Source organism: Halorubrum persicum (assembly GCF_002727125.1).
GTDB classification, from domain to species: Archaea; Halobacteriota; Halobacteria; order Halobacteriales; family Haloferacaceae; genus Halorubrum; species Halorubrum persicum.
The window spans coordinates 1-11617 of record NZ_NHOA01000040.1 but is presented as its reverse complement, the minus strand read 5'-3'; the positions used below and the strand labels follow the sequence as shown (position 1 = coordinate 11617).

Annotated in this window: 13 protein-coding genes and 1 pseudogene; 12 read left to right on the top strand and 2 right to left on the bottom strand. The window is 57.5% G+C overall.

The features are described from left to right. From DJ69_RS06500 to DJ69_RS06460, 9 genes are all read left to right on the top strand, one after another. Nucleotides 1-513 (top strand): HNH endonuclease (locus tag DJ69_RS06500; RefSeq protein WP_245851547.1); only part of this gene is annotated, 513 nt, incomplete at its 5' end. 612 nt (nucleotides 514-1125) lie between these two features. After that, nucleotides 1126-1566 (top strand): hypothetical protein, encoded by a 441-nt coding sequence (locus tag DJ69_RS06495; RefSeq protein WP_099254867.1) that lies wholly within the window; start codon nucleotides 1126-1128, stop codon nucleotides 1564-1566. Between the two features lie 181 nt (nucleotides 1567-1747). Beyond that, nucleotides 1748-2293, top strand: coding sequence for a hypothetical protein (locus DJ69_RS06490; protein ID WP_099254866.1), 546 nt, complete (start codon nucleotides 1748-1750; stop codon nucleotides 2291-2293). 73 nt (nucleotides 2294-2366) lie between these two features. Next, entirely contained in the window at nucleotides 2367-2657 is a 291-nt protein-coding gene (locus tag DJ69_RS06485) for a hypothetical protein (protein WP_099254865.1), read from the top strand. Beyond that, entirely contained in the window at nucleotides 2657-2992 is a 336-nt protein-coding gene (locus DJ69_RS06480) for a DUF7558 family protein (protein ID WP_099254864.1), read from the top strand. Before DJ69_RS06485 ends, DJ69_RS06480 begins: the two co-directional genes overlap by 1 nt. Nucleotides 2993-3041: 49 nt before the next feature. Next, entirely contained in the window at nucleotides 3042-3641 is a 600-nt protein-coding gene (locus DJ69_RS06475; RefSeq protein WP_099254863.1) for a DUF7437 domain-containing protein, read from the top strand. Then, complete coding sequence (locus tag DJ69_RS06470; RefSeq protein ID WP_099254862.1) at nucleotides 3638-4147, top strand: hypothetical protein; 510 nt, start codon at nucleotides 3638-3640, stop codon at nucleotides 4145-4147. The genes DJ69_RS06475 and DJ69_RS06470 overlap by 4 nt, the downstream gene beginning before the upstream one ends. A 296-nt stretch (nucleotides 4148-4443) precedes the next feature. Next, complete coding sequence (locus DJ69_RS06465; protein WP_099254861.1) at nucleotides 4444-5490, top strand: PAS domain-containing sensor histidine kinase; 1047 nt, start codon at nucleotides 4444-4446, stop codon at nucleotides 5488-5490. A gap of 210 nt (nucleotides 5491-5700) precedes the next feature. Continuing rightward, a complete protein-coding gene (locus DJ69_RS06460; RefSeq protein ID WP_099254860.1) occupies nucleotides 5701-6210 on the top strand; it encodes a universal stress protein in 510 nt (169 codons plus the stop codon). Between the two features lie 62 nt (nucleotides 6211-6272). Here the strand turns inward: DJ69_RS06460 and DJ69_RS06455 are convergent, their stop codons facing one another. After that, the gene (locus tag DJ69_RS06455; RefSeq protein WP_099254859.1) at nucleotides 6273-6560 is read right to left on the bottom strand and encodes an amphi-Trp domain-containing protein; all 288 of its coding nucleotides are present in this window, start codon (nucleotides 6558-6560) and stop codon (nucleotides 6273-6275) included. Between the two features lie 233 nt (nucleotides 6561-6793). On the opposite strand from DJ69_RS06455, the gene DJ69_RS18265 reads away from it, so the two are divergent. Continuing rightward, nucleotides 6794-6970: a hypothetical protein gene (locus DJ69_RS18265; protein ID WP_180271736.1), complete on the top strand. Its 177-nt coding sequence runs from the start codon at nucleotides 6794-6796 to the stop codon at nucleotides 6968-6970. After that, the gene (locus DJ69_RS06450; RefSeq protein ID WP_099254858.1) at nucleotides 6967-8208 is read left to right on the top strand and encodes an RNA-guided endonuclease InsQ/TnpB family protein; all 1242 of its coding nucleotides are present in this window, start codon (nucleotides 6967-6969) and stop codon (nucleotides 8206-8208) included. Before DJ69_RS18265 ends, DJ69_RS06450 begins: the two co-directional genes overlap by 4 nt. 181 nt (nucleotides 8209-8389) lie before the next feature. On the opposite strand, the gene DJ69_RS17810 is transcribed toward DJ69_RS06450, so the two are convergent. Continuing rightward, nucleotides 8390-10270 (bottom strand): threonine synthase, encoded by a 1881-nt coding sequence (locus DJ69_RS17810; RefSeq protein ID WP_144050395.1) that lies wholly within the window; start codon nucleotides 10268-10270, stop codon nucleotides 8390-8392. A 509-nt stretch (nucleotides 10271-10779) separates the two neighbouring features. Between DJ69_RS17810 and DJ69_RS06440 the strand changes: the two are divergent. Further along, nucleotides 10780-11578: pseudogene (locus tag DJ69_RS06440) on the top strand (DNA-binding protein). The last annotated feature ends 39 nt before the right edge of the window (nucleotides 11579-11617 follow it).

The following is an 11617-nucleotide window of genomic DNA, read 5'->3' as shown; positions in this document are numbered from 1 at the left end:
AGTTCTAACGGCTACTATAATGATGACTCTCAATACGTTCCTCATAAGCGGACATCTCTTGACGAGTTGAAACAGCTCTATGAATCTGGAGTTGAGGAGGCGGCGACTGCTAAGGAGGAAATACTGGCATTATTGGAAATGGCAGAGGGGGCTGCATCGAAGGATATTGCCAACGTTGTTGGCTGCTCGGATAGCTATGCCCGCCGGTTCAAATACGACCCTGAAAAAGAGAGAGCCGTCGAGAAAGCCTGGTCACAATCTGCTCAGGAAGAAAAAGTCTCGCCTGGAACGAGAGACAGGATCATTAGACGCGACGGTTCGTGCCTCCGATGCAATCGGGAGGAAGAATTAACGGTACACCATATTCTCCCGATTTCAGAAGGAGGTGAATCCTGTGATGAGAATTTGGCCACTCTTTGTGAACCGTGCCATAAGGAAGCCCATGGGGGATCGTACTATCCCCCCACAACCGAATACGACGGAGATGATGGGTTTGAATCTTGGTTGAACTAATAGCATACAGAGTATTTCGATAGTAGAGCGGTAATTTGTCTGTGCCTTCTTTCAGAGGTGGAAGGTCTCCAACATGATGAAGATATCTAGACTATTATGCTTCTGCTGACTGTAGTTTGATTCTGCCTCCTTGAAGCACGTCGAGCCGTTTCAGCGCTTAATACACCCGAAACCACTCGGTATAGGTGATATCAGACCTCCTGACTGATTCCAAAGAAAGACTTCCTATACCAAGGTAGTAGGGCTAATCCGTCCATGTCAGATTCAATCCCCTATTTTGAGGGAGTAGAACCCTCCGTCGGGCAATTTTTCCGTCTCACCGCAATCTATAGTCTTTGTCGAGGTATTTTCTACCGCCTCAAATCGGCCCGACGGAGTTCTTCTCCAATTTGAGACCGTCATATTGTCTTGCATATCGCGGTTTTCGTCCAAAGAAAGAGGCGATATACAGTGTGCGAAGGCCGCCGGCTCTCTCAGGCCGAGGGGCCATCACAGGGATAGCGGAACTACTGAAGTATCAGATTTAGCGCATAGGTTGACGGGGTGCGTTTCGGTGGTGTCTGTTGCCCCCGCGAGGGGGTGGCGGGGCGCATCAGGTCCCCCCGATAGACGATGGCTTCGGAACGACGCAGCGAGACACGATCTGCGCATCAAGCGGCAAGTACCCCGGACGACCAGGCGCCGTGGGCAGACCTTGAGGTGGTGGTCCCGACTGACCGAGATCACACGTCGGTCGTTGCCCTCGTGGAGTGTGCTCTCGTTGAACTCACGCACGAGGCCGTGGGCGCCGTCTTCGTCTCACGGCAGGTCGGGCAGTCGACGCGGACGCAATACGTTGCGGCCAACGGCGTCGGCGAGCAGTTCCAGAAACGGCACTTCGACGACCGGCTGGGCTGGAACGAGACCACCGTCCCTCGACGGATCGTTCGCGACGAGATCATCACCCAGCTCACGCGGTCGCCCTCGACGACGGCGGAACGATCAGGTGAGGAAGCAACCAGCGAGCCAGACACCTTCGTCGTGAAGCCAGTTCGAGAGCTCCGAACGCCGTAAGGGCTAGACTTAACCAACACCTCGGACCCGTACCGACACAGTGTTGGTTAAAATTGAGGCTGGATCCACACCCTCGTTCCCGCCCGCCGCCCTGATACTCGAGTGAGTGTATCCTGGCGCCGGTCGGCTCGAATGGCCGTCGCGACGGGTTTTATCGGGCCGCTGTTCGTCGAGAGCGAGTATGGTCGTCGTTGAGGAGGTCACCAAACTAAGCGAGCGCCGCACCCAAACCTCGTCCGAGACATTTCCGGATGAGTCGCTGGCGTCGATTCAGACGGCCGTCGAGGCCGTCCCAGCAAGCGTTTTCGACGGATCGACGAAACACACGGAGGTCGGCGGGTTCGATGCCGCGATCGCCGACGACCTCTCGCAGTACGAGTACGAGGGGGACGCCGCCGGCGGCTACAACCCGAACTGCAAGCTCTGGTCGCATCAGGGGTTTAACTACAGCGTCGATCTCTACGACGCCGACGCCCGCATCGCCATCGAGGTCGAGAAGAGCGAGCGGAAGAACGTCAGCGACGACCTCCTCAAGTTCCAGAAGGGGTACCGCACCCAGAAGGACGGCCGGCCGAAGATCGAGTTCGGCTGTCTGGTGGTGCCAGTAAACTACCTGGGTCGGCATAACCTGTACCAGCACAGTCTGACGAAGCTCGACTTCATGAAGGGCGTCCTGTTCATCGATGACATCGCCGTCATCGGCTATCGCGACCCGCGACCTGACTGACGCTGTTCCTCCTGACTGTTTATTTGCGCCAGGAGGCGTGCAGCGCGCGATAGTGTGCGTGCCGTGACTCACCATGCCTGGTCCCGATCCTCACGACGACACGAGTGCCGACTACGAACAGTTCAAGAAGGAACAGCTTGCCCAGGACCGCGACGCCGCCGGGGCCGATACGGCGGACGTCGACGACAGGACAGCCCAATGCCTGGTCAACGACCTCGTCGACGCGGATGTCGTCACTCCGGTTCCGGAGGACCAAATTCTGGTTCACGAGCCGAGCGGCACCGCGTTCGACTCATCGACCCAGCTGGCCGTCTTCCATCGTGGCTGGACGGCCGGCCGCGACGCCGACGCGGAGGAAGAGTGATGCAGCAAACGCTCGTCGGCTGTGCGTTCTGCGACGCCCCGCCCGGTACCGAGACTGGCGAGGCCCATACTTGGGGACAAGACGAACGGGTCACTCATCCGATCTGCGTCGACTGTGCGATTCAGACGAAGCCGGATCCCGACGAGCACGATCACGTCGCCTGTGACGGCTGTGGGCTGGTCGTCGACACGCTCGCGGCACTGACGCGGTTCCGGGTGGAACTCGGGCACCTCGAAGGCCCGTTGCAGCTGTGCGCCCGCTGTAGTCCGGGCGGGCTCGCGACGTACTGGACGCGCGACCTCGAAAAGCACCTCGTCGCGGCGCCAGCGGAGTGACCCAAACACTCATTACTGTTTACCTGTAATCTGTAATCAAGAACAACCCGTGTCACGCACTTCAAACCGGGCCGACGGCGACATTGTTCGCGACTTCCTCTCGGTCGCGGACCTTCTCGAAGAGCCACAGCTCGCCCAGCTGTACGCGTACCTCGCTCGGGAGGGCGAGGCGACGGTCCAGGACGTGATGGACGACCTCGAACTTGCCCAGGGGACCGCCTACAGCTACGTCAACCGGCTCGTCGACGCCGGCGTCGTCGACGTCACCGACGACGGGCAGCCACGTCGGTACGCCGCCCGGGAGATTGACCTGACCGTGACGACGGCTGCCGGTGACCGTGAGTACACGATCACGCCGGCGCTCATCGACGCCGTCGGCCGTCGCGAGACGGACGCCGACATCGACACCTACATCGACCGCCACGGCGTCGCCGGCCTCGCAACGGCGCTCACGTACGCAGTTGCCCGCGAGCGCGGCGAGGTGACCCACCGGCTGATGGCGGAAGATCTCGACATCTCGCCGCTGGCCGCGGAGATGATTCTGCAGGCGCTGCGGCCCGTCGTCCACGAGCACTACGACATCGAGGAGGGTGGGGCATCTCTGGATGAGGTAAACGTCGGCGACGGCGACACGGTCGACGACGCGTGAGCCGGCTCCACATCGCCGACACCGGCCTGTTCGTCGCGATGGGGCAGCCCTCGAACAGTCGGTACCAAGCCGTTCGGCGGTTCGCCCGCCGGAACGACATCACCTTCGTCCTTCCCGAACGGGTGTACGAGGAGCTGACCGTCGACGACCCCGACGTCGAGGCGCCGCCCGTCGACGCCGCGATCGACGAGGGGTGGGCGACGGTTGCGGCGCCGCTCGAGTTCTCCGATCCTGTCGTCTCACGGGTGATGGACGGCGTCCAGCGGTACATCGCGAACGCCGACAACCGGCCGGCAGACGGGGTGGAACGTGCCGACGCCGCCCTCGCTGCCCTCGGTGCCCAGCATCTCAGTGCGGGAACCGCGACTGAGGTCTACATCTACACGACGGATATCGCGGCCGGCGAGGGGGCCGAAACCGTGCTCGCGAGCGAGGGCTACGGGGATTCAGTGACGTTCGTCAACGGCTTCCGGTTCATCGAGGACCTGGTCGCCGGCGACAGCTGACGGGATTCAAGCCTGATTCGCGGGGAGAAGACACTCGAAAGCCCTCGGCCGCTCGACGTCCCGCGACCGCCGCTGCGCGCCTCGTGCCTGCGGTGCTTGCGGGGTCGGGGGACGACCGAGGCGGCCTCGCCCTTTCTGAGTCCGCCAGGACCGTGGCTGGCTGGCCGAGCAACGTGGCCGGCTAGACAGGTGTGTCCTGACGGCCCGCCCCGCTCGCCGCTGCCGCCCTCCGCGAGAACTCGGGGAGTCGAGAGTTACGAACTAGAATTTATACGATTTGGTCTTCTGGAAGCCGTATGAGCAACGGATCGCTGGGGAAGCGTCGTGACTTTCGGTCGCTATTTGATGAACTGGACGGCGTCGCTCTCTGGACAGCGTCCGAACCGGGGAAATTCGAGTACATCAGTGCGGGCTTCGAAGATATCTGGGGTGTCCCACCTGAGGAGATCAAAGACGACATCGGGAAACTGATTGAGTCGATTCATCCCGATGACCGAGATCGCGTTCGCGCAAACATCGAGGAATCAACCCGTGAACTCCGTGATACGGAGTATGAGGGGCGCGTTGTTCGCCCGGATGGTTCGGTCCGGTGGACGCTCAATCGGCAAGTTATACTACAGGATGAGGCGGGAAATGTCTCGGAGATCATCGGCATTTCCACCGACATCACCGATCAAAAACGACGCGAGCAAGAGCTGGAACTATTGAATCGGATAGTTCGGCACGATATCCGGAACGATATGGCGGTCGTGCTCGGCTGGGCAGAAATGCTCGACGACCACGTCGACGATGAGGGGCGCGAGTACCTGCAGAAAATCCTTGCTAGCGGCGAGCACGTCGTTGAACTGACTGAGGTCGCGCGTGAGTATGTGGAAACGGTTGTCTCGGATGAAGCGCTTACCGTTGAGCCCGTGCCACTACATTCGGTTCTGGAAACCGAGCTGTCGCTTCGCGAGGAATCCTTCCCGGAGGCAGAATTCGTCTTGGGGAACTCACCATCTGATGTGGAGGTAGCTGCCAATAGTATGCTCAGTTCGGTCTTCCGGAATCTCCTCAACAACGCTGTCCAGCACAACGATGCCGACACTCCTCATATCGAGGTTTCTTATGAGGCACGAGACGACGATGTTGAAGTGCGAATCGCCGACAACGGACCCGGAATCGCCGACGATCACAAAGACACCGTGTTCGGTAAAGGGGAACGGGGGCTTGGAAGTCCTGGCACAGGCATCGGACTCTATCTCGTTGACACACTTGTTACCGAATACGGGGGCGAGATCTGGGTGGAGGACAATGAGCCGACAGGCGCCGTCTTCGTTATCGAATTACCACGCGCTGGCTGAGCCGAAGGAGAGAGCTATATCTAGGTGCCGTTCGGTGATTTCTCTCCCATCGAACGATGCCTTCCTCTGGCTTCGAGGATTCGGTAATATTCAGCGGATATTTAAACATCCGCTTGCTTCCTGTATCGTTGCTTAACAGGGTTTATCGCATCACTCGTTCGATTCAGAAAGAATCGGAAGAGATTCTTTGACACCAGACCAAGCATTCATATGACAATACTCGTCCCATTTGACGGATCAGTTCTAGCTGAAGCAGCACTTATTCGGGCGACTCAGTTCGGGAACGTGTTTGACGAAGATGTACTGGCTGTAAGTGTCATCCCGAAGGGGAATACAGACTACGCCAGAGAACGCAGCTGGCTTGAACAGGACGAAGAGTTCGCTTTGGAATCTGTCGTTTCAACGCTACATAAACAGGTGACTGATTTGTGTCCAAGTGCGAACTTTCGCCACAAAGTTGTGGATCGATACGCCCGGTCTGGCACGATAGCGGGCCGGATACGGAAGGTGGCACGGGATGAAGACGTTTCGATGGTCTTCATCGGCAGTGAAAACGTTGGCCGGCTTGTTACAGCAGTAAGTAGTGTTGGAGGGTCCGTTGCGGCAGACCAAGCCTACGATGTTGTCATTATTCGGGATCGGAGTCCATCGAAGATTGCTAAGCTCAGGGAAGCCTCGTCGCACAGAAAGCCAAAATCGGATTTTTACTTCCCTGAATGACCACACAGTTTGTGAATAGGGACTGATTTCAACACCGCTGGTAAGTAGATATGCGGAAGTGACTACTCGATTTCCAGCTGACCGCTTTTGCTGCCCTCCCTGTCGTCGTCCTCGTCCCATTCGAGTTCGAACTCGATACTGCGTTCCGTCATATTGCCAGCCGGACCTTCCCGTTCGGCTTTGACTTCGAAGGTCGGTTGGGCAGGGGGATTCAGCGTGACAGACTCGGAGCCTGCTTTCAGGCTGATAGCGTTTCCGCTGTCGAGATTGTCCGCGACTTTCCGGAGGTACGATGCAATCTCTTCTCGACTCTGGATGCTCTCCGATTTGAACAGGACTTCTTCAGGCATACAGGAGAACACACACGGCCTGCACCGATAAATGCGCCCGCTGTACTTATCGCCCCGAGCCAAGTATTACAACGGTTCTTCGATACCTCATTCTAACTGCGTAGTGCGGTGATGTTTTTGAGCGCCTGCAAAGGGTGCAGGCGCGTTCGGTCGTGCCTGCGCAGTACAGGTGATTCGAGATGTGTTACCACCGCCAGCGACAGGTACACCGTCTGATAGAGGCGTGATGATCGATGTCGGTCGAACTGAACGAGATCGAAGAGGCCGAAGTCGAACTGGAGGAGTGGCTAGTCGAACAGGCCGAGAACGGCATCCCAGAAATCGTCCTGATAGGGGTCCTTCGGGACTACGCGGACGACATCGAACACCTCGGCTACGTGCCGCGAATGTGGGGTGAGTCAGAGCGATGAGACGAACCAATACCTTCGAGGTCTTCCCCCAGTCGGATCAAGATGAAGCGATCCTCAGACGCCTCCTCGATGCGTCAGCGAGCCTCTGGAACCAGCTCACCTACGAGCGCCGGCAGCAGTTCTTCGCCGGCGAGAGCGTCTGGGAGGGTGACGGCTACTACGACGAGTACGTCGACGTGTTGGGGTCGGCAACGACTCAGCAGATTACCCGCGTCAACGATGCCGCCTGGCGGTCGTTCTTCGAAACGGTCGAGGAGGCCGACCATAAGGTCAGTCCACCCGGCTACTGGGGGAATCAAAACGACGGACGTGATCTGCGGACCTACATCCGCAACGACGCCTACACGATCCGCTGGGGCGAGCGTTCCCGGCTCGAGATCCCTATCGGCAGCCAACTCAAAGCCGAGTACGGCTTCGGTCGGTCCGAACGGCTCCGTGTCGCGGTCCGTGGTGAGCCACACTGGCAAGGTGACCAGGGCCGCCTTCACCTCACCTACGACGACGTCGACGAGACGTATCGGGCCCACCAACCCGTAACAGTCTCCGAGGCCGAACAGACGACGCCAACTGGGACGGACGTAGCCGCGCTCGATATCGGCGCGAACGTCCTCGTCGCGTGTACGACGACGGCCGGCGACCAGTACTGGTACAGCGGCCAGGAGCCGTTCCGGCAATTCCGTGAAACGACCGAGCGCATCGCCGACGCCAAAGCGAAGCTCCCTGAAGGTCAAAACACAAGCAAGCGTATCCAGCGGCTCTATCGGAAGCGCTCCCGCCGGCGGGACCACGCCGTGAACGCGCTCCTTCGAGATCTGGTCGAGCGACTCTACGACGACGGCGTCGAAACCATCTATCACGGCGATCTCACCGGCGTCCTCGGCGAATACTGGTCGGTCGAGGCGAACCTCAAAGCGCGTACGTTCTGGGCGCATCGCCAGTGTCTCGATCAGTTCGCGAACGTCTGCGAAGAGTACGGCATCGAGGTGGCCTCACTCTCCGAAGCGTGGACCTCCCAAACGTGTCCGAAGTGTGGGGAACGCAAGCAGACGCGCCGGCATCGCGAGACGCTGAGGTGTCCGTGTGGCTTCGAGGGGCACGCCGACCTCGTCGCGTCGCGGACGCAGCTCGAACAGGCGACAAACACTGCGGTCAGGCCGACGGCACGGCCCGTGCGGTTCCAGTGGGACGACCACCAGTGGTACTCCGTCGAGGAGGACGCGGTGGCTCCCAACGAATAGCGCACAGACCCGCAAGGTGCCGCCGCGGTGTCGACGGGACGCCAGTGAGTGGACGCTCCGGGGTTCCGGAGTGGATGTCGATCCGCTGGTCGCTCGCTTTTCGAATTGACTGTGTCCCGTATTCGCAACGATATTTTAGGACCATTTCACCATTGGAGATCGGGACGAATAATAATACCCTCTACTGACTGTTCTCAGTCAAGGTTAGATACCAGAACAAGTCCTCTCGAATTCCTGAGAATCTTCTAACGGGTCCCATTGGATCATCAAACCGTGCATCACGAATGGATTGTGCAAAAGCATCTTGTATCCGATCCAGGCTCAGATTATCAAATGACGAATGGTTTGGAAGAACGGTATATTCAATGCCAGCTGAGCGAAGTGAACTCGCAGTTTCCTCGGACGGAGACTCCCAAAACATAAATTCGAGAACGATTGTTCCATCGTCTTGTAGTGGTCGCGCTTTGGAACGGAGTTTTGGAATTTCATCACTGAATCGTACCGTACCGGGATCTGCCTTACATTCGATTACACGATATTGGTTCTGTTCTATGACTAGAAGATCAACTTCTCCAGCACCAAGGTCTTCAGACCAAAACACTGGCAGATCACCCTCCTGAGCAGTTAGAGCGAAGTACCCCAGTAATTCTAAAAGAACTCCTCGAGCCGAATTGAGTTTCATAGACGCGTCTTGTGCTTCAAGCTCATTTTGAAGATAATCATCTGTAAGCCGAGTTGCCATCAGTCGGCGAAATTCCTCAATCCCAATTGTTAGTTCACGGACCTCGATTGGCCAGAGATCTTGAGCTTCGTCTATACTTTGTTCAATATATTTAACAGCAGCTTCTGACCCCGAAAAGTCGGTGCCCACCTCGTAGAAAATAAGCCATCCGGAAGGATCGCCAATACCGCGGTGTGCCAGACGTTGAAGAATTGCATACGAATACCGGTTCCCCTCATCACTCTTTACAGGATGTTTGAAACGAGCAATGTGAATCGGGAAGTCAGCATCTTCCCGAAGGAATGTAATTGCAAGCCCCCAGAGAGTCGTCTCAAACGTTGCATCCTTGCTAAAAGTAGTTGACCCCAACCATTCAGCATTATTCCAGAATAGTACATAATCAAGCTCCTCCTCAAGCGTAAGTTCTGATCGACTGGGTGGTTTTACGCTTGCTAAAAACGGGGAGAGTACATCCTCTGGAATGTCTGAACGAGCTTCAAGTATGTCATCTGGTTCAACCAGCCGTCCACCCGTTAAAGATTCTAATTCCTTATCGATTGGTGTGAGAAATTGGCCCCGAACATCACCATAGAAGGCCTGTAACGGGGACTCAGAACTATCTCTCCTGTAATCTGATGACCACGTAGTTACTTGGTTCAAATCAGGAAGGACCGAGTTCTGATACGTATTTTCGTCCTTTAGGAGTTCTTTCCAGACAAATTGAAGGGTTCTAACATAGCCACTAATAGCGTCCTCTCGTGGACCGCTCAATAACCAGCGATCTAAATTTGTTGGTCCATATCCACGAGGACCATATTGGCGAGTGTTGGTATATCGATCCACCAATTGAATACGTGTAGCGTACTCAATAGCGGTCTCTTTTGAGATATCAGTCTCAGGAACAGGTTCGGCGATTTCTATTAATTTCGCTGAGAGATCAAGAAGGGGTGTTACTGCGTCCTGTACTGTAGATATGTTCTCCCAGTCGGTTACTGGTCTAATCTGTTGTTGAATTTGTTTTAGATTCCTGAAAAAGTCTAATCGTTCATTTGATTCGGGGATTTTGTCAGGGTCAATCATCTCTCCTTCTGCTCGCTGAAGGACATACGGATAATCCAGATCAAAAACTGGGCTAATACTGCCACCAACCGCAAGTGCACGGATACCTGTCTCGAAGAAGAACACATATCCAGGAACCAGGTCATCCAGGTCATCCTCTGTGTTTTCGCAAATCCATTCCTCGAAGTGTTCAGTTGAGCTTGCAATCTTGAGGGGGTGAAGAAGACTTGCGATATAACCCACATCCGGTGAAAGAGCTGGGGTCTCTTCTTCCGATTCCATCCTGGATACACAAATATCGTGGTTAGATAAGTCTCTTATCCACCATTTTAAATTCGCACTAATGGCTCGGATTCGTATTTTACAGATTCAATGGCGGCAATTTTAGCGGAAGAGTGTTCGCTCGCGGCCCGCCCCGCTCGCCGCTGCCGCCCTCCGCGTCGCTCGCGACCGACCATTCCGGGCGGTCTGCCTGCAGTGGCGGGCGGACTGCCGGGCTAAAATGAATGTGCCCTCGACGCCAGCGGGAAAGCGCGGGGGGTTGCGCGGCGTGGCTGCTCACCCCCCACGCTTTCTCCGCTGGTCGCTCGCTTCGGGCGGGTCGGCGCGCGGTGCTGGTTGGGGCCACCTCATGCAGGCGCGCTCTCGCTCGCGCCCGGTAGGGCGCTCGCGAAGGCGCGAGCGAGAGCGCGCAGATGGTTCTGTCGGTTGTTGACGTCGGAAAACCGCGATGTAGGAGCATCGCGGTGTCGGCGCGTGAGCGCCTTCAGTGGTACCTTGGAGAGATACCAATGTCTAGTAACAACGCTAGCGGAAAGGTCGTTACGGTGGATGAACAGGCATTCGAGAACGCGGGCGGTCAGACGGTCGATGAAGACGGCTTCCCGGTCGTCGACGAGACGCCAAAGTTCGAGGCCGCGGTCGAGCAGGAGACCCAAGCGAAGGTGGATGCGAACCACCCGGACGGGATCGCNNCTGGGAACGCAGGACGGTCGCGAGCAGCGCACGCGGGCGGTCGCCGCGCACGGGAGTAAGAAACGTCGGCGGACGTTCCAGAAGCGTGCCGCGAGCGTGGACCCGATGGCCGACCCCGAACGGGATGATCCCCGAGCGGAGCTCTCCCAGGATAAACTGGCGACGGTGAACACGGAGGCAGACCGACTCGCGACGCGGTTGGATAGCTGGTCGCGGGCGGCGGTCAGTCGACGTCTGGCCGAAGCAGTCGTCGACGGCACGGATATAACGAGTGCGGTCGTGCGGGTGTTCGAGGAGTTGCAGACGGCTCCGGGGGGCACCGTGCCCATCGACGCCCTCGAGGACGTCGATCGCAAAGAAGTGAGTGTTGAAGGTCAAATCGAGGTGCTTTGGGATAGTGACTCGCCAGCCATCGCTCAAGTTGGTCTGATCGCAGACGACAGTGGGAAAACGAAGTTCACCAGCTGGAAAGCATCGGATGCTCCGTGGATCAAGGAGGGTGAGCGCGTTCGGATTCACGGGGCGGCGAAAAACTGGTACAACGGGCGCGTCTCACTAGCCGTCACTGGCTGGAGCACCATTACCTTCCCCGAGCGCGACCGCTGGTGGGAATAGCCGGTCGTCACGGCTCTCTTTTCTTGCTACGTGCCGGGC